Genomic DNA, 20,279 nt, shown 5'->3' on the forward strand with positions numbered 1-20,279 from the left:
AACGGAGTCTCGCGAATGCCAAACGCCTCCATGCTCGACCAAGCCTTGACGCGTCTGGATGAGGCTGCACGGCAACTCGAACTCGATGCGGATGTCCTCGAGAAGCTGAAATACCCGCGTGAGACCACGAAGGTGCGCTTGATGATCCGTATGGACGACGGGTCGCGCAAATCGTTCATGGCATGGCGGTGCCGCTACGATGACACGCGGGGGCCAACCAAGGGCGGCATCCGGTTCCATCCGGATGCGACCGATGAAGAGGTTGAGACCCTTGCATTCTGGATGACCTTCAAGTGTGCCGTGATGAATCTGCCTTATGGTGGTGGCAAGGGTGCCGTCCGGGTGGACCCGCACGGGCTTTCGAAGGCCGAGCTCGAGCGCCTCTCGCGGGCCTATATTCAGGCTTTTTCCCAGATCATCGGGCCCGATCGCGACATCCCCGCACCCGACGTCTATACCAACTCGATGATCATGGGGTGGATGGCCGACGAGTATTCATCCATCGTCGGTCAATCGACGCCGGCGGTGATCACGGGCAAGCCCATCGCGCTCGGAGGCTCCCTGGGCCGTGACGATGCGACGGCCCGTGGCGGCTATTACCTCGTTCGTCACCTCTCGCAGGAACTCGGGCTTCGGCCGGGAGCTCGGATTGCGATCCAGGGATTCGGCAATGCCGGTCAGCATATTGCGCGCCTGCTCGCCGATGACGGCTACGCGATCGTTGCGGTTTCCGACTCGCAGGGCGCCGTACAGGCTCGCGGTGGACTGGACGTTCGCAGCCTGATCGCCGCCAAGCAGAACGGCTCCTCGGTCGCAAGCCTCGCCGGGACCGGTGGTGTCTCCAGGTTGGCCGCCAACGACCTGATCGCCGTGGATTGCGATCTCTTGGTTCCGGCCGCGCTCGAGGACATGATCCACAAAGACAATGCCGATAGCGTAAAGGCGCGTGTCGTGCTCGAACTCGCCAATGGTCCGATCACGCCGGAGGCCGATGCGATCCTGGCCGGCAAGAACATCGTGGTCCTGCCCGATATTCTCGCGAATGCAGGCGGCGTGACCGTGTCGTATTTCGAGTGGGTGCAGAACCGGCAGGGCTACTACTGGACCGTCGAGGAGGTGCACTCGCGGCTCAAGACCATGATGGAGCAGGAGGGGCGCGCCATCTGGGCACAGGCGCAGGAGCGTGGCGTCACGATGCGCAGAGCCGCTTACGTCCATGCGCTGAAGCGCCTTGCCGGTGCGATCGAAGCGCACGGAACCCAGAAGTTCTTCACGAGCTGAGGCCTGGGGTAGAACGCATTCGCCGCTTCCCCTGATGGACGCGGCGAATGCGAAAAGGGAGTGCCCGGATACCAGTAGCCAGCGCTGCCATGCACTCCGTTCTGGTCGAGACAGTTGCTCGACGGGATCTCGCGTGATCCGTCGAGGCTTGTTGGATCACTCTTCCGGCGGGCTCAGCCCGAGATCATTGAGCTTTGCGCGTACATCCGCGATCGAGCGTTTCAGCTTCAGGCTGATCACCGAGGCGGGCACGCCCTCCTTCGCCAGTGCCACGAGAGTCTGGACGGCTTCCAACGTCCAATTCGGCTCGCTTCCGCTCATAATGGGCCTCCGAGGCTAGTCCAAGCTTCGCCCGACGGGGTGGCCAGCGCGTGATCGCCGACGCGGGTCCCCTGAAAGGGTGCCGGGAGACGGTGCTGGCCCGTCAGGGCTGCATTCCAAGATGAAGCGCCTTTGGCCCGATATTCAAGCCGATCTGCAGGCTGTCGGCGATCCGGTATGCCCGGTCCATGAAGAACGCCGCGGCATCCTCCGGGCAGATCTCGTGCGCCGTGGCCTCGAACAGACCGAGCCAGCGGTCGAAGTGAGCCGGAGAGAGGCCAAGGCCGCCATGGGCAATGTGCGGCTTACCGGCATAACGCCCGGTCCCGAGGGCAACGGAGGACCAGAAATCGACCATCGTAGCGAGGTGGTCATCCCAGCGATGGCCGACGGCCCGCGTGAAGATGAGCCCCAAGACCTCGTCCTGCAGAACGCGCCCATAGAAGTCGTGCACGAGGCGCCCGATCAACGCTTCGGTGATCCGAGCCTTGGGCTGGACGAGAGGGATATGGGCGGCAGTCATGGGCTCGCGATCGGGAATGCTCGAGGCGTGTTTCAAATAGGCCTTAAAACATGTACTGTAAATACCGCTTTGGAGCTGCCCAATGAGACTCACGGCCCACACGGATTACGGGCTTCGCGTGCTCATGACCCTTGCCGTTCTCGACGACAGGCTCGTGACGATAGAGGAACTTGCGCGGAGACACCGGGTCTCGAAGAACCATCTCATGAAGGTGGCGCAGACTCTGGTCGGTCTCGGGCTTGTGCGAAGCGTGCGCGGACGGGCCGGTGGCCTGAAGCTCGCCCGCAATCCCGCCGATATCCGCATCGGAGCCGTCGTGCGGGCGCTGGAGGATGACCTCCGGCTCGTCGAGTGCCTGGGCGACGGCCCCTCCGCCTGTGTCCTGAGCGGGGCATGCCGGCTGACCCGCGCCCTTGGGGAGGCGCTCGAGGCGTTCTTCGCCTCCCTGGATGGGCTCACTCTGGCCGATCTCGTTCAGCTCCGGCCGGCGATGCGCGACCGGCTCGGGCTGGCTGCCTAGCTCCGCTCGGGCCATGAAGGCTCAACAGGCTTGGCAAGTTGAGAACGATGGGATCAAGGTCGAGCGCAGTCTAGGACTCTCCGATGGCGAGAGGGGTGACTGCCCGACGCGATCGGTCGGCCAGCAGAGTGGAGCGAACGGTGCAAGGCGCAGGCGAGCGGCGCAATCCTCTCCGGAGCGGAGGTAAGCGGGCGAGGATTGGCGGCGACGATTTCACGCCTGCAGAGACACAGGCGCAGATGGCCTATCGGATTATCGAGGAGATGATCGTTACGATGCGTCTCGCGCCGGGCAGCCTGATTTCCGAGAAATCGATGAGCACCCTTCTTGGCATCGGCCGCACGCCGATCCGCGAGGCCTTGCAGCGCCTGGCCTTCGAGGGGACCGTGAGGATCCTGCCGCGGGCCGGCGTGATCGTGTCCGAGATTGACATGGCCGACCAGCTCAAGCTGATCGAGGTCCGTCGCGAGATCGAAAAGATCCTCGCCGGACGGGCTGCGCGCCTTGCCGATTCGAAGACCCGAGCGGCCTTTCTCCGTCTTGCCGCCGAGTTCGAGCGCGCCGCGCAGGAGAGGGACGAGAAGATTTTCATCGCCGCCGATCGGGAATTCAACGGCCTGCTTATTGCGACTGCGCAGAACAACTACGCCGCGCATGCGATCGGCCCGATCGATGCTCAGACCAGGCGCTTCTGGTATCTGCATTTCGAGCGCTTCGGCGATCTGCAACGCGTCTGCGATCTTCATGCCCGTGTCGCGCGTGCCATCGCGGCTAACGACGAGAGCGCGGCGCGGAAAGCCTCCGACGATCTGCTCGACTATGTCGAGTGGTACACCCAGCGCACTCTCGACGCGATGCGATAATCCTCACAGGCCCCTTGTCGGCCTCATGCGGCGGGGCTAGCCTCAATCTGACATATCAACGACACGTCAGTTGTCGGTCATGTCGGAAACGGTGTCCGGGGCAACCCGAAACGCGAGGAAACGCAATGACTCACGCCAATCCACCACGACCCGCTGCCCCGCCTTCCCGGTGGGGTCAATTGGCCCTCGGCATGATCGCCATGATGGCCATCTCGAGTCCGCAATACGTCTGGGCCCTGTTCACCGGCCCCCTGACCGCGGAGTTGAACGTCAGCCTGGCGGAAGTTCAGGTGACCTTCTCGCTGCTCATCGTCCTGCAGACTTTTCTCTCGCCCCTGCAGGGATACCTGATCGACCGCTTCGGCCCCCGCCTCCTGCTCTCGGCCGGCGCCATCCTGACCGGGCTGAGCTGGGTGCTCGCGGCCAATGTGAGCAGCCTCATGGGGCTCTACCTCACCTACGGCGTGCTCGGCGGCATCGGCACCGGGATCATCTATGTCGGGGTGATCGGCCTGATGGTGCAGTGGTTCCCGGACAGGCGCGGCCTCGCCTGCGGTCTGGTCGCGGCCGGTTATGGCTTCGGCGCCATCCTGACGACGTTTCCGATTTCCCGGGCGGTCGCTGCCAACGGCCTCTCGAATACGCTTGTGATCTACGGCCTCATCATCGGCGTCGTCGGATTGCTGGCCGCGCAAGGCCTGCGCCGCCCAACCCAGGTGGTCGCAACAAGCAGCGATCCGGCCGTGCGTGAACCCGAGGGCGATACGCGCAGCTACACGCCCCGCGAGATGCTGCGCAGTCCGATCTTCTGGCTGATGTTCGTCATGATGACCATGATGTCGACAACGGGCTTGATGGTCATTTCGCAGATGGGCGCCTTCGCGCGCGACTTCGGCGTCGCAGACGCGCTGGTCTTCGGCCTGGCCGCGCTTCCGCTCGCCCTGTCCATCGACCGCATCACCAATGGGCTCACCCGGCCGTTTTTCGGCTGGGTCTCGGATCGGATCGGCCGCGAGCGCGCTATGACGATTGCCTTCACCCTCGAAGGCTGCGCCATGACCCTGTGGCTGCTCAATGCCCACGATCCGCTGATGTTCGTGCTCCTGTCGGGCGTGGTGTTCTTCGGCTGGGGCGAGATCTTCTCGCTGTTTCCTTCGACCCTGACGGATACCTTCGGCAAGAAGCACGCTACGGCCAACTACGGCTTCCTCTACATGGCGCAGGGCGTCGGCTCGGTGCTCGGCGGGCCGCTCGCGGCGCTCCTGCACGAGGCCACCCAGTCTTGGCACGTCGTGTTCGGCGTCGTCATTGTCATGGACTTCATCACGGCCCTGCTTGCCTGCTTCGTGCTCAAGCCGATGCGCGATGCGCACCGTCGGGCTGTCCTGGCCGAAGCCAATCTTCCCACGGTCGGGGTCACCAGCCTCCAGGGCAGTCCCGTCTGATCACAGACCGGGCGGGGTGAACCGGACCGCCCCGCCCGGTCAACCACCTACCGCGCAACGCGCGCTCCAAAGTCCGATCGAGATCCGTCCCATGCTTCAGACTGTCCAATCCACCCGCGGCATGGCCGTCGCCCCACACTCGCTTGCGGCGCAGGCCGCTGTCTCAGTGCTGCGTGAGGGCGGCAATGCCATCGAAGCGATGATTGCGGCAGCATCGACCATCGCGGTAGTCTACCCACACATGAACGGCATCGGCGGCGACGGATTCTGGACGATCTGCTCTCCGGATGCGCCGGTCGTTGCGATCGAAGCGTGCGGGCCGGCTGCCGCGCAAGCATCGCGTGACTATTACGGAATCCGCGGCTGCACGAGCATCCCGATGCGCGGCCCCGACTCTGCCAATACCGTCGCCGGAACCATCGGCGGCTGGAAGGAGGCGCTCGCGATCAGCGAGGGCTGGGGCGGCAAGATCCCGCTCGCTCGTCTCCTCGAAGATGCGATCTTCTATGCCGAGGACGGCATTGCGGTCACGGCCTCGCAGCGGGCCAGCACCGTGAACAAGCTCGCCGAGCTGGAGAGCCTGCCCGGTTTCGCCGAGATGTTCCTGGCGAACGGCAAGCCTCCTGCGGTCGGCAGCCGGTTTCGTCTCCCCGCATTGGCGCGCACGCTGCGCGCGCTCGTCGAGGATGGCCTCGACAGCTTCTATCGAGGCCCGCTGGCGCAGCGCATCGCCGCCGGGCTGAAGGCGGTCGGCAGCCCGGTCGGCCTGGACGATCTCGCCGGCTATCGAGCTCGCGTCCGTACGCCCCTCGTGCTGCAACACAGCCTGGGCGAACTCTACAACATGACGCCTCCCACCCAGGGGCTCGTCTCGCTCATCATCCTGGGCATCCTCGATCGGCTGGATTTTCGCCGGCACGGCCCCGAGAGCGCCGAATACGTCCATCTGGTCGTCGAGGCGACGAAACAGGCCTTCTCGGTGCGCGACCGCTACATCACCGATCCCGATCACATGGAGATCGATCCGCAGAGCTGCCTCGAACGGCCGTTCCTCGACGATCTCGCTGGCAAGATCCGGCTCGACGCGGCGCTGCCCTGGGGCAAGGGTAAAGGCCCGGGCGACACCATCTGGATGGGCGTGATCGACGAGGCCGGCCGCGCGGTCTCCTTCATCCAGAGCATCTATCACGAGTTTGGCAGCGGGGTGCTGCTGCCCGAGACTGGCATCAACTGGCAGAATCGCGGCTGCTCCTTCTCGCTCGACCAAGTGCACCTGAACGCACTTCGGCCCGGCAAGAAGCCCTTCCACACGCTCAATCCCGCCCTGGCGCGCCTCCACGACGGCCGCACCATGGTCTACGGCACGATGGGCGGCGACGGGCAGCCCCAGACCCAGGCCGCGATCTTCACCCGCTATGCGGTGTTCGGTCAGGGAATCCAGCAGGCCATCACCGCGCCGCGCTGGCTGCTCGGCCGGACCTGGGGCCAGGAATCCGATACGCTGAAGCTCGAAAGCCGCTTCTCGCCGGAAACCCTTGAGGCACTTCGCGCGCTCGGCCACGAGGTCGAACTCCTGGGCGCGTTCGACGAACTGGTCGGACATGCGGGCGGCTTGGTCCGTCATGCCTCGGGCGTGATCGAAGGCGGCTTCGATCCGCGCAGCGACGGTGGCGTGGCGGCTTATTGATCGGAACTTCGGCCCATCTCATGGCAACCACTCCGGGCTGATCCTCGGGCCCGGAGTGGATCGGCTGGCTGCTTCGCCGGCGCGTGAGGCGCGTCGGCGCCTCCAGATTCACGCTTGGTCTTGAAGTGCCGGTGCCTCGGCGGACTCGTCGTCCGGCATTTCGGACTTTCCGTGCACGGCGGCAATCGCGTCGGCGATTGTCGACCGGTAGCGAACACGGGGCGGACGAATGCCGTGGATCAGGAGCACGCGCCTGACCGGCCGCCGTGCGCCGACGATGTAGACAGCGGCATCGTGCCGGTTCGCCTTGCGTACGAACCCATCGATCGTTGCGGCAGCGGTGCTGTCGAGGATCGGAACGGCCGAGAAGTCGATCACATAGGCCTTTGGATGCTCGGCGATCCGGTCGAGGGCAGCGCCGACCGTCGCCGCGGCACCGAAGAAGAAGGCACCCGTGATCCGGTAGACGATGACATCCGGATCGGTCGCCAGAGACACGTCGTAGGGCTTGCGGCCATTGCCGTTGACGAAATCGGGCTGGTCCTCTTCGTGCAGGGGGGCAGGGCGCTCGATCTCCACGGCTTCCGCCATGCGCTGCAGGAACAGAAGCGCGCCGATACCGAAGCCGACGAGAATTCCCTCCGTGAGATCGCGGAAGACCACCAGCAGAAACGTCGCCAGGAGCACAATGGCATCACCGCGAGACGCACGCAGCAACGTGGCGAATTCGTGCTTCTCGGCCATGTTCCACGCGACGACGGCGAGCACCGCGGCAAGAGCCGCTAGCGGGATGTATGATGCCAGCGGAGCGGCAATCATCATGAACGCCAGCAGGAAGAGGGCATGAAGCATGCCCGAGACCGGCCCGCGCGCTCCGGCGCGCACGTTCGTGGCCGTGCGGGCGATCGTGCCGGTGACGCAGAACCCGCCGAACAGTGCGGACCCGATATTCGCGACACCCTGGCCGACCAGCTCGCAATTCGAGCGGTGCCGCCGACCGCTCATGCTGTCGGCAACGACCGCCGATAGCAGGCTTTCGATTCCGCCGAGGAGCGCAAAGGAGAGGGCCGCCGGGAGGAGTTCCAGGATGCGGTCCGGCGAAAGATCCGGCAGGCGGGGCGCAGGCAGGGATTGCGGGATTCCGCCGAAGCGGGTGCCGATGGTTTCGACCGGCAGGCCGAACATCCACGCCATGACGGCTGCTGCCGTGACGGCGATGATGAAGGCCGGCCAGTGAGGGCGATAGCGGCGCACCGCCAGGATGATCCCGATCGTGACGGCCGCGACGGCGACCGCCGCAAGATTCACGGTAGGCAGCGCATCGGCCAGCGCCATGAGCTTCGGAACGAGCGGTCCGGGCTCGCTTCCCTCCAGCGTCAGGCCGAACAGTTCTTTGAGCTGGCTCGCGAAGATGATGACTGCGATCCCGGCGGTGAAGCCGACCGTCACCGGATAGGGGATGTATTTGATGAAAGTCCCCAGGCGCAGGAGACCGACGATGAGCAGAATTACGCCCGAGAGCATCGTCGCAAGGATGAGCCCATCCACGCCGTGCTGCTGCACCGTGGCGGCGACCAGCACGATGAAGGCGCCTGCCGGCCCGCCGATCTGAAAGCGGCTGCCCCCCAGGGCGGACACGAGGAACCCACCCACGATCGCGGTGTAGAGCCCGCGGTCGGGCGTGACTCCGGACGCGATGGCGATGGCCATCGAGAGCGGCAGCGCGACGATCGCGACCGTCAGCCCGGCGATCGCATCGGCGCGGAGAGAGGCCAACCCGTACCCTTCCTTGAGGATGGTGACGAGCTTCGGGGTGAACAGTTCTGCGAAGGTCGGCTCAGCGGGCCGGGCGGTCATGGTCGTTCTTTCTGTCGTGCCGCATGAGGGGGTGGGATCGTCGGCCCGAGGTCGGCGGTCACCGTCGCAACAAGTCTCGTCCGTCTATCTGGAGCTGCCGTTCGGTGGCTTGGATTGCTTGTAGCGCACGCCCCTCCCGCCGCCCGAGCTCGCGGCATTGTCGCCGATGAGCTCAATTCCGGCGCGATCGAACGCCTCGATGACCTTCATGAGCGTGTCGACGACACCCCGGACATTTCCTTCGCTCGCTTCCATCCTCTGGATGGTCGGCAAGGATACGCCAGAGAGCTCAGCGAGCGCTCTTTGATCGATTCCGAGGAGCGCACGGGCGGCGCGCATCTGGGCAGCGGTAATCAAATGGTCGGCTCCATCTCAGGACATGATCTATGACACACAGGCGGCCAAAAGTCATGTTTAAAACATAATGTGAGCTATGACGGGATTGCGGAGCAGGTCTGCGTCAGACCTTCTGGCATGCGAGTCCGGAATTCCACAGGATTGGTTTGAGAGAGCCGCTGGAACGACGGCGGTTGGAGCTTCCGGTTTGTCTGCACCTCTGGTCTCGCAATTCAGTTTCGAGCAGAAGCCCGTCCGGGCTGTCTGTCTCGACCGTCGCTGGTGGCTTTTCGCCAGCGACGTGGCGTGTTGTCTTCAGTACCCCGTCGATAGCGCCGGGAGAGTGCGCACCGAGGCGTTCTTCCTCAACATTCCGGAGGAAGGACGCTGTCAGGCGCCTCTACTGGGTCCACCGGGCACCGATCTGGTCCCGCTCGTCGCCTGCTCGGCCGTGGTCGAGAAGCTTCGGGCGCATCCGACCGAAGCAGGGCAGGCCTTTCTGGATTGGCTCACCGGTATCGCGCGGTTCGGCGCGTGCCAGCCCGCGGATTCACACCGCGATTGCGGGGCCGAGACGAAGCAATCCGCCGAGGTGTAAGCTGGGTTGCGCGGGAGTGGTGGCTTACCGCGATGGCGCGATCCAGTTGTTGGCGCGCGTGACTCCTGAATTGCTTCACCTACGGTTTGCAATGACGGTGTGGGCGCAACGACAGCGTGGCGCCGCGATTCCATCAGGCGGTCATCCAGCCGCCATCAGCCATTCATGCGCTGGGTCATTGTGGAAGCGCCAAGTGCGTTTCGGACCGGCCATGACGTTCAAGTAATAGAGCCTGTATCCGTGCGCCGCCCCGACGGGATGATAGCCGCGGGGAACGAGGGATACGGATCGGTCCTCGATGACGAGCGTCTCGTCGAGGGACCGGTCATCCGTGTAGATCCGGTGAAGAGCGTAGCCCTGCGGCGGGTCGATCCGGTGATAGTACGTCTCCTCCAAGGCAGACTCGTCGGGCAGTGCATCGCGGTCGTGCTTGTGCGGCGGGTAGGACGACCAGTGCCCCGCCGGCGTGATAACTTCGACGACGAGCAGGCTGTGGGCCGGTGCGGTCTCGGGCAGGATGTTCGCGACATGCCGCGTATTCGTGCCCGTGCCGCGCGTTTCGCTCGTGACGTCGTCAGGGCCGATCAGGCGAGGTGCAAAGCTGCCCTCGCCGGGCGCGGAGCAGATCGCGACCTCGAGATCAGTCAGAGCCGTCACGCGCCAGTCCCGGCCGGCCGGGACATAGACTGACCAGGGCTTTCCCTCGAACGGTGTCATCCGCTCGCCGACTGCACCGAAATCCTTGTCTCCCGTCTCGATCCTCGCCTTCCCGCTGATCACGACGAGGCAGACCTCACGAGCGCCCGTGCTCTCCGCCACGGTCTCGCCTGGGCTCAGGACATGGACATCGAATCCCACATAGGTCCATCCGGCGCCCTCCGGGGTGATGTGATGGACCTGCCCCTTTTGTCCCGATGGACGAACGAGAAGTTTCGACATATCCGATCACCTCACAACAGGCCGGCATCCGCGAGATAGCGCCGCAAATTCGCGTAGCCCATTCTTGCATAAGTGAGCGGATGAGCCTTGTCGGGGTCCTGCTCGGCTTCGACGACGGCCCAGCCTCGATACCCAGGAAGTTCTTGCAGCACGGCCGGATAGTCCACGCAGCCATCGCCGGGCACCGTGAAAACGCCCGCGATCACGGCATCGAGGAACGAGAGATCCTCGCGACGGGCTCGCTCCATCACGCTCGGGCGCACGTCCTTCGCGTGAAAATGGCTGATCCGGTCGCGGTAGCGCCGTGCCAGTGCCACGGGATCGCCGCCCGCGAAGGTTGCATGGCCGGTATCGAGGAGGAGATGCACCGATGGTCCTGTCGTGCTCATGAGCGCATCGATGTCGGCTTCGCTCTGCACGACCGTGCCCATATGGTGATGGTAGACGAGCCGCACACCTTCCGCGAGGCTTGCATCGGCAACCTCCGTCATGCGCTCGCCGAACCGGCGCCACTCGTCCGGCTTCAAGACGGTCCGCTTGGACAGAGGCGTTGAGCGATTGCCGTGAATGGCGTTCGAGGTCTCGGCGAAGACGAGCACGAAACAGCCCAAAGATTTCAGGAGATCGAGATGCGGGCGCATCGCCGCGAGTTCGTCCTGGGCCGACCGGCTAAGGAGCTCGGCGGAATACCAGCCCGAAACGAGATCGAGGTCGAAACGAGCCAGCACGGCCCGCAGCGCATCGGGCTCTCGCGGAAACTTGTGCCCTAGCTCCATGCCCTCGAAGCCGGCCTCCCGGGCCTCTGCGAGACAGGTCTCGAGCGGTGTCGCTCCGCCGAGCTCGCGCAGATCGTCATTCGACCACCCGATCGGGTTGGCTCCGATCCTCACGGTCATGTACTCAATCTCCTAGCCGCTGCTGCTGCAATGCAGTCTCGTAATGTGCACGAGCGTCGCGCACGGCCTCGCGCGTGGAGACCTCCGGCACGGCGACATCCCACCAATGGCCGCCTGCCTCCGTTGCTATCAGCGGATCGGTCTCGATCACGATTACGCTGGTACGATCGGCGCTGCGAGCACGCGCCAGCGCTTCCTCGAGTTCGGCCACGCTCCTTGCCTTCTCGGCCTGGGCCCCGAGACTCGAAGCATGCGCCACGAAATCAATGTCGGGCAGGGCCGCATGGTCCGTGTGCTCGAAGAGATTGTTGAAGCTCTCGCCACCTGTGGCGCGTTGCAGGCGGTTGATGCAGCCGAAGCCGCGATTGTCGAGCACGACGATCGTCAGTCTGGTCCCGAGCAGGATGGAGGTGGCGATCTCCGAGTTCATCATGAGATACGAGCCATCTCCGACCATGACGATCACCTCGCGGTCCGGGCAAGCCATTTTCACCCCGATGCCGCCGGCGATCTCGTATCCCATGCACGAATAGCCGTACTCGAGATGGTAGCCGCCCGGCATCGAGGCTTGCCAGAGCTTGTGCAATTCGCCGGGCAGCCCGCCGGCGGCAGAGACTACGATATCGCTCGGCGATGCGAATCGCTGCACGGCACCGATCACTTGGGCATCGGAGGGCAGGGCAGCGTTGGTGCTCGCGGTCGCCTTGTCGACCGCCTCCGTCCAGCGGCTCTTCTCATCCCTGGCTTGTTGTCGCAACGTCTCCGGTGCACGCCAGGAGCTCAGCTTCTGCGACAGCTCCTCGAGCCCGGCGCGCGCATCGGCCACGAGCGGCAGGGCGCGGTGCTTGCCGGCATCGAAGGGCTGCGTGTTGAGACCGATGATTTGTCGCGCGGCGTTGCGGAACAGCGCCCAGGATCCCGTCGTGAAGTCCTGCAGGCGCGTGCCAATGGCGAGCACGACGTCCGCCTCCGTCGCGATGACATTCGCGGCGCTCGTTCCCGTGACGCCGATGCTGCCGAGATTGAGCGGGTGGTCGTGAGGAAGGGCACTCTTTCCGGCCTGTGTCTCGGCGACGGGAATGCCGTGCCGCTCCGCAAATGCGCACAGGGCATCCGTTGCTCCGGAATAGTGCACGCCGCCGCCGGCAATGATGAGCGGCGTCCTGGCTTGCGTCAGCCGCTCCGCTGCGGCATGCAGTTCGGCATCGTCGGGGCGAATGCGGCGGCAGCGCCAGACCCGCTTCTCGAAGAAGCTCTCTGGATAATCGAAGGCCTCGGCCTGCACGTCCTGACACAGGCCGAGCGTGACGGGGCCACATTCCGCGGGATCGGTCAGAACCTGCAGCGCGCGCGGCAGGGCGTTCAGGATCTGCTCGGGCCGGGTGATCCGGTCGAAGTAACGCGACACGGGGCGGAAGCAGTCATTGGCCGAAACCGTCCCGTCGCCGAAATCCTCGACCTGCTGCAGTACGGGATCGGGACGCCGGTTGGCGAAAACATCGCCGGGCAGAAGCAGCACCGGCAGGCGATTGACGTGAGCCACAGCTGCGGCCGTGACCATGTTGGTCGCGCCGGGCCCGATCGAAGTCGTGCAGGCCATCATGCGGCGTCGGCGGGACGCCTTCGCGAAGGCGATGGCCGCATGGGCCATGGCCTGCTCGTTGTGGGCCCGGAACGTGGGCAGCGAATCGCGTGCTGCCGACAGTGCCTCACCCAGGGCCGCAACATTGCCATGCCCGAAAATCGCCCAGACACCGGCGAGGAGAGGTACTTCGGCGCGGTCCAGTTCTGTGTGCTGTGCCGCGAGGAAGCGCACGAGCGCCTGCGCCATGGTGAGACGGCTTCTCTGCACGATCGTCCTCCCGTCGTTCTCACAATCGACTTTCGTCAGGCCGCCGGCCTCAGAGCCATGGCACGATCCCATGCCTCGACGAAGCGGCGGAATCTCCCGGCCATCTCGGCCACGATATCGTCGTCGGTCATTCGCCCGGCGAGCCATGATTCTGCGACATCGCCGAAGATCGTGCGACCGATCGCGAATCCCCGGACGATCGGGGATTCCGCGGCCGATTCGAAGGCCTGGGCGAGCTCCTCTTCCGGCGCCTCGAGACCCAGCATGACCACGCCACGGCAATGGGGATCGCGGGCAGCGATCACCTCCTCGATCGCCCGCCACGCGGCGGCATCGTTCTGCGGCTCGAGCTTCCACCAGTCGGGCCTGATTCCGAGATCGTAGAGATGCGCCAGGACGTCGGCGACGGTTCGCTCCCTCAGCTCTCCGTGCTTCCCCGCGATGATCTCGATCAACAGCTCGCGACCCGTCGTGCGGCAGGCCTCATGCAGCGCGAGTAGCGCTGCATCCTGCCGCTCCCGGAGATCGGCGGGATCGTCCGGATGGTAGAAGCAGAGACATTTTACGGTCTGCGCCAGCGGCCACTCCACGAGATGCGATCCGAGATCATGCGCGACGAAGGCGAGGGGACGCGAGCCCGGGACCTCGATGGGGCGGCCGATCCAGAAGTTTTCGCCAGCCGCGTCGAAGAGGGCCTCACGCCCATACTCGCCGTCGAGCAGAAGGCCGAAACCGTCTCGGCCCTGCGCGACTTCGGCGGCAGCGCGTACCGCGAGGCGCTTCAATGTGCCAATCCGCTCGCGCGGCGCTCCGACGCGATCAGCCAATGCTTCGAGCTGGATGCGGTGATCGATGGCGAGGGCCCGCAACGAGAGCGGAGTTTCTTGCCGTGTCGTGACCCAATGCAAGTGGGAAAGCGTTTCGTCGTGCCGCAGGGCGGGCGTGGCGCTGCCATAATGCAGGAAGTGCTGCAACTCCGTCCAGGTCGGATATTCCGGTGAACAGAGGAGCCGTGAGACCGCGAAAGCCCCGCAGGCATTGGCATAGGTGCAGGCCTGCTCCAGCGGCTCGCCGCGCAGCCATCCGCGCAGGAAGCCGGCCATGAAGGCATCGCCGGCCCCGAGCACGTTATAGACTTCGACCGGGAAGCCAGGTCCGCTAATCCCGTCCACCAGCCGTTCGGGAATCGTGCCGGGGAAGACAACGCAGCCCATCGGGCCACGCTTGCAGACGATCGTCGCCGCGCTCAGCCGACGAATTGTGCGCAGGGATTCGAGGGTGTCCTGCGAGCCGCCCGCGATGTGCAACTCCTCCTCGGTCCCAACTATGAGGTCGAGATCCGGGAGAAGGGTTTGCAATCGAGCGCTGACTTCCTCGGAGCGGATATAGCGGTCCTCTCCCGCACCATGGCCGGCGAGCCCCCAGAGGTTCGGTCGGTAGTCGACATCGAGCACGACCTTGCGCCCGAGTGCGCGCGCGATGCACATTGCCTTGCGGCTCATAGCATCGACACTCGGTGTCGAGAAATGCGTTCCCGTGACGACAATCGCGCGAGCGCGTGCGATGAACGCCTCATCGATATCGGCTTCGGTGAGGCCCATATCGGCGCAGTTCTCGCGATAGAAGATGAGCGGGAAGCTCGTGTCGCTGCGCACGCCGAGGATCACGAGCGCCGTCAGGCGCGCAGGATCGACCTTGACGCCGTTGGTACATACGCCCTCGCGTTCAAGCTGCTCGACGATGAATCGACCCATATGCTCGTCGCCGACACCGGTGATGACGGCGCTCCGTAGGCCGAGCCGGGCCGCACCGATCGCGATGTTCGTCGGACAGCCGCCGACGGATTTCGCGAAAGTCGCCATGTCCTCGAGACGCCCGCCGATCTGCTGTCCGTAGAGATCGACGGACGAGCGCCCGATGGATATGACATCGAGGTCGGGTGTGTTCATGTCGAGCAGTTCCCGATGGCCTCACGCCGCAGCGTCGCCCGGACGTGGAGGATGCGGGGCCGAGTCGTAGCAGCCGACCACAGACTGATCGAAATCGATGATGGCTCCAGTCATCAGGCCGGACTCGCTGCTGCACAGGAAGGCGCAGGCCCGCGCAACCTCTGTGGGGTCGAGCAGCCGCCCGAAGGGCTGCTCGGCTGCTGCGCGTTCGAGCCAGCCGTCCTCCGCGCCATGATAGAAGCGCATGATGCGGTCCTCCCCTGGAGACGCCATCCAGCCGATGTTCAACCCGTTCACCCGGATACGCCACGGCAGCAGGCTATAGGCGGCGTTCTTCGTGAGGGTTGCGAGCGCACCTTTCGAGCCGCAATAGGCCGAGATGAACGGCTGGCCGCCATGGGCCGACATCGATAGGATGTTGACCATCGCACCCTCTATGCGCTCCCGTCGCATGATCTTCGCGGCCTCCTGCATGAGGAAGAAGGGTGCGCGGACATTCACAGCAAACATGCGGTCGAAGAGTTCGGGCGTCGTGTCGAAGATGGTCCCGCGATCCGTCATTCCGGCAGCGTTCACAAGAGCGTCGACGCGCCCGAAGACACGGTCGGCCACGGCGACGACGGCGCGGGTGTCCTCGATATGGGCAAGATCCGCGCGAACGAATTCGGTGCGGCAGCCGCGTGTCGAGAGGTCATTGGCAACGGCGCGCCCGCGCTCGTCGTTACGCCCGCAGATGACGAGACCCTTTACGCCGCGGGCAGCGAACAGGTGTGCCACGGCCTCGCCGAGCCCCTGCGTTCCACCCGTGACAACGGCAATCTTCCCGTCGAGCGACAAGGCGCGGTTAGGATCGGTCACCTTTGCTCTCCCGGCCCACCGCCGGATAACCGGCAGTCTGCTCTCGGCCAATCAGAATGAAATGACAGTTCCATTTCAGGGTCAAGTTGGACCAAAAATTCTTGTAAGGCCTGACCCGATCCTCTAGCCATGATCGGGTTCACCTCGGAGGGGCGGATGAGTGCGGGAGTGTTGCGGATCGGCCTGCTCGGGGCGGGTCGCATCGGCCGCATCCACGGCGGCAATGTATCGGCTCATCCGCGTGCGCGTCTTGTCGCCATTGCGGATGCGAGCGAGGAGGCGGCCCGAAGCCTCGCGCAGGTCACGGGAGCAGGTGTTCGTGACCTGGACGCGATCATTGAGGCGACCGATATCGACGCCGTCCTGATCGGGACGCCGACGGATACCCATGCCGACCTGATCGAGCGAGCCGCCTGCGCCGGCAAGGCGATCTTCTGCGAGAAGCCGGTGAGCCTCGATGCGGCCCGCACCCGCGCCTGTCTCGACGTCGTGCGCGAGGCCGGGGCACGACTCATGGTCGGGTTCAACCGGCGTTTCGATCCGAGCTTTGCGGCCTTGAAGCAGCGCATCGATGGCGGTGAGATCGGGCGCGTCGAGCTCGTCACCATCCTGTCGCGGGATCCGTCACCGCCGCCGCTCGACTATGTAGCGCGTTCCGGCGGCCTGTTCCGGGACATGATGATTCATGATTTCGACATGGCTCGGTTCCTCCTGGGGGAAGAGCCCGTCGAGGTCCACGCGGTCGGCGCCTGCCTCGTCGATCCCGGAATCGGGCAGGCCGGCGATGTCGATACGGCCGCCGTGCTCCTCAAGACAGCGTCCGGAAAGATTGCCCAGATTTCGAATTCGCGCCGCGCCACCTACGGCTACGACCAACGCGTGGAGGTCCATGGCAGCGCCGGCCTGCTCGCCGCCGGCAATCAGCACGCCACGACCGTGACTTTCGCTGGCGAACACGGCTACGCGAGCGATCCCGCCTTGCCATTCTTTCTGGAGCGCTATGCACAGGCTTACCGAAACGAACTCGAGACCTTTGTCACGGGCGTTCTCGACAGGAAGCCTCTCGCTCCGTCGGGCGAGGACGGATTGCGAGCGCAGGCTCTCGCAGACGCCGCAACGCGCTCGGCGCAGTCCGGCGAGGCCGTGCGCATTGGTGCTTGATGGCGCTATGCTTGCAGACGTGGCGCCGCCACCCTCACCCGCCCCTTCGGGGCGACCTCTCCCGTCAAGGGAGAGGTGATGCGCGCGCCACCGCTGCTTCGCCTATCCCCCGGAGGGAGAGGCCGCGCGCGAAGCGCGGGGGTGAGGGGGAAACACGATGTTCGCCGAATTATCGAAAGACTATCATATCGATTGATCGTGCATGTCGCATCACTTGTCGATGCACAACATCTCGCGATGCACCGAGTGATGCTGTGCACGCGAAATCATCCGCTTCAGTCTCATCCTGCTCGCCGTTCACCCGTCGCGACTGCCAGTGTCGTCGCGAGGCAGAACGTTCCCGCCAGTGAACGGAATCCGCTCACATCCGCTTCCACCACATCGAGGCGCACGGTGGCAGCGCTCGCGAGGGGCGAGAAGGGCGAGTCCGTGATTGCGATCACGGGCAGCCCTTTTCCGGCATGCGCATTCGCGAGTTCCACCGTTGCCGGCATGTAGGGCGTGAAGCTCACGGCGACCAGGGCATCGCCCGCACGGGCCCCTGCGATCTGCTCGCCCGCGAGCCCGCCGATCTGATCGACGAGGATGCAGCGCTGATCGAGCTTGCTCAGGGCATAGGAGAGATAGACGGCGACAGGGAACGCGCGGCGCAGGCCGAGGAGATAGATCGTGTCGGCGGCTGCGAGAATCTCTGCCGCGCGATCGAGGCTTTCGGGCGGCACCGTTTCGCGAAGTCGGGTCAGCGAGACGAGGGCAGCTTCGCTGAAGCGCGTCATTAGGAGCGCAACTCCGTGCTCGCCTTCGGTTTCACGCAGATGGGTCAGGCGCTCCCGGTATTCGGGCCAGCGTTCCCGCAAGCGATTGCGAAACACGGATTGCAGGTCTGAAAAACCGCTATAGCCGAGCGCCTTGGCGAAACGCACGAGCGTGGACGGTTGCACCTCGGCGGCTTCCGCGATGCTCGCGACGGTCCCGAAGGCGACTTCGTCGGGATGCGTTACGGCATATTCCGCAACCTGGATCAGCCGCGCCGGCAGATCGTTGCGTCGGCCGAGGACGAGGCTCTTGAACTCCTCGAAGGCGCGGGGCGGAAGATCCTGTGCCTCGTTCATCTTGTGCTCCGCGTGTGGCCGTCCTTGACACGTCTTCCGGGGAAATGGAATGAATGTTCCAGGTGCTCAAGTAAAGGCTGGAATGTTCCGTGGCAGCGGTGATCGGGAAAGAGGAGTGCCAGTGTCGGCCATGGCCCCGGGCGCAATCGAGATGCGGCTGCACGTGGCCTGCGCGGTCGCCCGCGAATCCGGCGCACTGGCACGCCGTCACTTCGAGCGCCGCCCGGAAGCCCTGCAGATCGGGTTCAAGGGACACCAGGACTATCTCTCCGCGATCGACAGCGAAGTCGAGCAACTGATCCGGGACCGGTTTGCAGAGCTCTTTCCCGCGGATTCGTTCTACGGAGAGGAGGGCGGCGGCAGTTTCTCCGGACCCGTGTGGGTCGTCGATCCGATCGACGGAACGGCGAATTTCGTCCGGGGCATCCCGCAGTTCTGCGTCTCGATCGCCTTCGTGGCAGAGGGCCGCGTCGAAGTCGGCGTGATCTACGACTCGATGATGGACGAGCTGTTCGCGGCGAGCAAAGGCTGCGGCGCCACCCTGGACGGAAGGCCGATGCGGGTCAGCGGCATCGGCGACATCCGCTCATCGAGCATCGAGGCCGGCTGGTCGACGCGGCTTCCGCTCGATCGCTACGTCGCACTTCTCGCAAAGCTGACGGAGAGCGGGGCCGGCGTGCGGCGTGGCGGGTCCGGCGCCCTCGGCCTCGCCTATGTCGCGGCCGGCCGGATCGACGGCTATTGCGAGCTGCACATGAATTCGTGGGATGCGCTCGCCGGTATCATCCTGATCCAGGAGGCCGGGGGCTGGACGAACGATTTTCTGGCCGATTCCGGCCTGACGGAAGGATCGGAGATCCTCGGCTGCACGCTGGAGCTCAGGGATGTACTCGTGTCGCTGACCGGAATCGAGTAGCGCACCCGCCCTCTCGCGGCACGCGATCCACCGATCGGCGCCAATTCGGCGTTGACCCAGGCCAACGGTTTGAGAGGATGGCCGGTACAACAAAAACGGGAGGAACGCATGAAAAAGTCCATGAAACAATCCGGCCTGCAGGTCGCGGGAATTGTGAGCCTCGCCCTCGCGACACTCGGCGCTCCGTCGCCGGCCACGGCCGAGGATTCTCTCGTCCTTTACTGCGCCGTGAACGAGCCCTGGTGCCGTGCCGCCTCGAGCGCCTTCGAGCGCGAGACCGGGATCAAGGTCGCGATGACCCGCAAGAGCTCGGGCGAGATCTACGCGCAGGTAAAGGCGGAATCGGCGAATCCGCGCGGTGATATCTGGTGGGGCGGCACGGGCGATCCGCACGTCACCGCTGCCCAGGAGGGCCTGACGGTCGAATACAAGTCTCCGATGCTCGGCGAGCTGCAGGATTGGGCCGTCCGGCAATGGGAGCAGGCGAAGGGACGTACCGTCGGCATCTACTCCGGTGCGCTCGGCTTCGGCTACAACGCCAAAATCCTGAAATCCCGCAACTTGCCGGAGCCGAAATGCTGGGCGGACCTCCTCGATCCGAAATTCCGGGACGAGGTGCAAGTCGCAGACCCGAATTCGTCCGGGACAGCCTACACGCTTCTCGCGACGATCGTGCAGATCATGGGTGAGGACAAGGGGTTCGAATACCTCAAGAGCCTCCACAAGAACGTGAACCAATACACGAAATCGGGCGCGGCTCCGGCGAAAGCCGTCAGTCTCGGCGAGACGGCGATCGGCATCGTGTTCATGCACGACATGATCACCATGGCGATCGAGAACCCCGACGTGAAGACGGTCGCGCCTTGCGAGGGTACCGGCTACGAGATCGGGTCGATGTCGATCATCAAGGGAGCCAGGAATCCCGAGAGCGCCAAGAAGTTCTACGATTGGGCGCTGACTCCGGCCGCCCAGGTGCTCGGTGCGGAGACCAAGCAGTTCCAAGTGCCGTCGAACAAGAACACGCCGATACCGCCGGAGGCCCCGAAGCTCTCCGAGATCAAGCTGATCAACTACGACTTCGAGAAATACGGTTCGGTGGACGAGCGCCGTCGTCTGCTCGCCAAATGGGATCGCGAGGTGAAGAGCCTGCCGAAATAGCCTCTTC

At 64.7% G+C, this 20,279-nt stretch carries 19 protein-coding genes; 9 read left to right on the forward strand and 10 right to left on the reverse strand.

What is annotated here, in order from left to right:
- The first annotated feature begins 15 nt into the window (after positions 1–15).
- Positions 16–1,281: a Glu/Leu/Phe/Val family dehydrogenase gene (locus tag BN1233_RS14875; protein ID WP_046864328.1), complete on the forward strand. Its 1,266-nt coding sequence runs from the start codon at positions 16–18 to the stop codon at positions 1,279–1,281.
- Between the two features lie 156 nt (positions 1,282–1,437).
- Here BN1233_RS14875 and BN1233_RS48370 read toward each other — a convergent pair whose 3' ends face one another.
- Complete coding sequence (locus BN1233_RS48370) at positions 1,438–1,602, reverse strand: hypothetical protein (RefSeq protein ID WP_187144294.1); 165 nt, start codon at positions 1,600–1,602, stop codon at positions 1,438–1,440.
- Between the two features lie 103 nt (positions 1,603–1,705).
- Entirely contained in the window at positions 1,706–2,125 is a 420-nt protein-coding gene (locus tag BN1233_RS14880; protein WP_046864329.1) for a group III truncated hemoglobin, read from the reverse strand.
- 82 nt (positions 2,126–2,207) lie between these two features.
- On the opposite strand from BN1233_RS14880, the gene BN1233_RS14885 reads away from it, so the two are divergent.
- From BN1233_RS14885 to BN1233_RS14900, 4 genes are all read left to right on the forward strand, one after another.
- Entirely contained in the window at positions 2,208–2,645 is a 438-nt protein-coding gene (locus BN1233_RS14885) for an RrF2 family transcriptional regulator (protein WP_046864330.1), read from the forward strand.
- A 140-nt stretch (positions 2,646–2,785) separates the two neighbouring features.
- Positions 2,786–3,508 carry a GntR family transcriptional regulator gene (locus BN1233_RS14890; RefSeq protein ID WP_244470914.1) on the forward strand — a complete coding sequence of 241 codons (723 nt, stop codon included), beginning with the start codon at positions 2,786–2,788 and terminating at the stop codon, positions 3,506–3,508.
- A gap of 125 nt (positions 3,509–3,633) precedes the next feature.
- On the forward strand, positions 3,634–4,953 hold the full coding sequence (gene oxlT, locus BN1233_RS14895) for an oxalate/formate MFS antiporter (RefSeq protein ID WP_046864331.1): 1,320 nt from the start codon (positions 3,634–3,636) through the stop codon (positions 4,951–4,953).
- A gap of 91 nt (positions 4,954–5,044) precedes the next feature.
- Positions 5,045–6,640 carry a gamma-glutamyltransferase family protein gene (locus tag BN1233_RS14900; protein ID WP_046864332.1) on the forward strand — a complete coding sequence of 532 codons (1,596 nt, stop codon included), beginning with the start codon at positions 5,045–5,047 and terminating at the stop codon, positions 6,638–6,640.
- A 108-nt stretch (positions 6,641–6,748) separates the two neighbouring features.
- Here the strand turns inward: BN1233_RS14900 and BN1233_RS14905 are convergent, their stop codons facing one another.
- Both BN1233_RS14905 and BN1233_RS14910 read right to left on the reverse strand, forming a co-directional pair.
- The gene (locus tag BN1233_RS14905; RefSeq protein ID WP_046864333.1) at positions 6,749–8,497 is read right to left on the reverse strand and encodes a SulP family inorganic anion transporter; all 1,749 of its coding nucleotides are present in this window, start codon (positions 8,495–8,497) and stop codon (positions 6,749–6,751) included.
- Positions 8,498–8,581: 84 nt separating this feature from the next.
- The gene (locus tag BN1233_RS14910) at positions 8,582–8,854 is read right to left on the reverse strand and encodes a helix-turn-helix domain-containing protein (RefSeq protein ID WP_046864334.1); all 273 of its coding nucleotides are present in this window, start codon (positions 8,852–8,854) and stop codon (positions 8,582–8,584) included.
- A 187-nt stretch (positions 8,855–9,041) separates the two neighbouring features.
- Here BN1233_RS14910 and BN1233_RS42925 point away from each other — a divergent pair, with 187 nt between their 5' ends.
- Positions 9,042–9,431, forward strand: coding sequence for a hypothetical protein (locus tag BN1233_RS42925; RefSeq protein WP_147707257.1), 390 nt, complete (start codon positions 9,042–9,044; stop codon positions 9,429–9,431).
- A gap of 141 nt (positions 9,432–9,572) precedes the next feature.
- Here the strand turns inward: BN1233_RS42925 and iolB are convergent, their stop codons facing one another.
- From iolB to BN1233_RS14940, 5 genes are read right to left on the reverse strand one after another with little or no spacing between them, the layout of a single operon-like run.
- Positions 9,573–10,370, reverse strand: a complete 798-nt coding sequence (gene iolB, locus BN1233_RS14920; RefSeq protein ID WP_046864336.1) for a 5-deoxy-glucuronate isomerase — start codon at positions 10,368–10,370, stop codon at positions 9,573–9,575.
- An 11-nt stretch (positions 10,371–10,381) separates the two neighbouring features.
- Entirely contained in the window at positions 10,382–11,266 is an 885-nt protein-coding gene (iolE, locus tag BN1233_RS14925; RefSeq protein ID WP_046864337.1) for a myo-inosose-2 dehydratase, read from the reverse strand.
- Positions 11,267–11,270: 4 nt separating this feature from the next.
- The gene (iolD, locus tag BN1233_RS14930; RefSeq protein WP_082145484.1) at positions 11,271–13,097 is read right to left on the reverse strand and encodes a 3D-(3,5/4)-trihydroxycyclohexane-1,2-dione acylhydrolase (decyclizing); all 1,827 of its coding nucleotides are present in this window, start codon (positions 13,095–13,097) and stop codon (positions 11,271–11,273) included.
- A 56-nt stretch (positions 13,098–13,153) separates the two neighbouring features.
- Entirely contained in the window at positions 13,154–15,067 is a 1,914-nt protein-coding gene (locus BN1233_RS14935) for a bifunctional 5-dehydro-2-deoxygluconokinase/5-dehydro-2-deoxyphosphogluconate aldolase (RefSeq protein ID WP_046864338.1), read from the reverse strand.
- Between the two features lie 21 nt (positions 15,068–15,088).
- Positions 15,089–15,904, reverse strand: a complete 816-nt coding sequence (locus BN1233_RS14940) for an SDR family oxidoreductase (RefSeq protein WP_197094601.1) — start codon at positions 15,902–15,904, stop codon at positions 15,089–15,091.
- A gap of 177 nt (positions 15,905–16,081) precedes the next feature.
- Here BN1233_RS14940 and iolG point away from each other — a divergent pair, with 177 nt between their 5' ends.
- Positions 16,082–17,086, forward strand: coding sequence for an inositol 2-dehydrogenase (gene iolG / locus BN1233_RS14945; protein WP_197094598.1), 1,005 nt, complete (start codon positions 16,082–16,084; stop codon positions 17,084–17,086).
- Positions 17,087–17,367: 281 nt separating this feature from the next.
- On the opposite strand, the gene BN1233_RS14950 is transcribed toward iolG, so the two are convergent.
- The gene (locus tag BN1233_RS14950; protein WP_046864340.1) at positions 17,368–18,198 is read right to left on the reverse strand and encodes a MurR/RpiR family transcriptional regulator; all 831 of its coding nucleotides are present in this window, start codon (positions 18,196–18,198) and stop codon (positions 17,368–17,370) included.
- A gap of 115 nt (positions 18,199–18,313) precedes the next feature.
- Between BN1233_RS14950 and BN1233_RS14955 the strand changes: the two genes are divergently transcribed.
- Both BN1233_RS14955 and BN1233_RS14960 read left to right on the forward strand, forming a co-directional pair.
- A complete protein-coding gene (locus BN1233_RS14955) occupies positions 18,314–19,114 on the forward strand; it encodes an inositol monophosphatase family protein (protein WP_244889831.1) in 801 nt (266 codons plus the stop codon).
- Between the two features lie 108 nt (positions 19,115–19,222).
- Positions 19,223–20,272 (forward strand): ABC transporter substrate-binding protein, encoded by a 1,050-nt coding sequence (locus tag BN1233_RS14960; RefSeq protein ID WP_187144295.1) that lies wholly within the window; start codon positions 19,223–19,225, stop codon positions 20,270–20,272.
- Positions 20,273–20,279 lie beyond the last annotated feature (7 nt).

The sequence above is a fragment of the Microvirga massiliensis genome, assembly GCF_001006805.1.
Taxonomy (GTDB): Bacteria; Pseudomonadota; Alphaproteobacteria; order Rhizobiales; family Beijerinckiaceae; genus Microvirga; species Microvirga massiliensis.

Coding starts and splice junctions, on each gene's coding strand:
- BN1233_RS14875 (WP_046864328.1), top strand. CDS start 16: ATGCCAAACGCCTCCATGCTCGACCAAGCCTTGACGCGTCTGGATGAG.
- BN1233_RS48370 (WP_187144294.1), bottom strand. CDS start 1,602: ATGAGCGGAAGCGAGCCGAATTGGACGTTGGAAGCCGTCCAGACTCTC.
- BN1233_RS14880 (WP_046864329.1), bottom strand. CDS start 2,125: ATGACTGCCGCCCATATCCCTCTCGTCCAGCCCAAGGCTCGGATCACC.
- BN1233_RS14885 (WP_046864330.1), top strand. CDS start 2,208: ATGAGACTCACGGCCCACACGGATTACGGGCTTCGCGTGCTCATGACC.
- oxlT (WP_046864331.1), top strand. CDS start 3,634: ATGACTCACGCCAATCCACCACGACCCGCTGCCCCGCCTTCCCGGTGG.
- BN1233_RS14900 (WP_046864332.1), top strand. CDS start 5,045: ATGCTTCAGACTGTCCAATCCACCCGCGGCATGGCCGTCGCCCCACAC.
- BN1233_RS14905 (WP_046864333.1), bottom strand. CDS start 8,497: ATGACCGCCCGGCCCGCTGAGCCGACCTTCGCAGAACTGTTCACCCCG.
- iolB (WP_046864336.1), bottom strand. CDS start 10,370: ATGTCGAAACTTCTCGTTCGTCCATCGGGACAAAAGGGGCAGGTCCAT.
- iolE (WP_046864337.1), bottom strand. CDS start 11,266: ATGACCGTGAGGATCGGAGCCAACCCGATCGGGTGGTCGAATGACGAT.
- iolD (WP_082145484.1), bottom strand. CDS start 13,097: ATGGCGCAGGCGCTCGTGCGCTTCCTCGCGGCACAGCACACAGAACTG.
- BN1233_RS14935 (WP_046864338.1), bottom strand. CDS start 15,067: ATGAACACACCCGACCTCGATGTCATATCCATCGGGCGCTCGTCCGTC.
- iolG (WP_197094598.1), top strand. CDS start 16,082: ATGAGTGCGGGAGTGTTGCGGATCGGCCTGCTCGGGGCGGGTCGCATC.
- BN1233_RS14950 (WP_046864340.1), bottom strand. CDS start 18,198: ATGAACGAGGCACAGGATCTTCCGCCCCGCGCCTTCGAGGAGTTCAAG.
- BN1233_RS14960 (WP_187144295.1), top strand. CDS start 19,223: ATGAAAAAGTCCATGAAACAATCCGGCCTGCAGGTCGCGGGAATTGTG.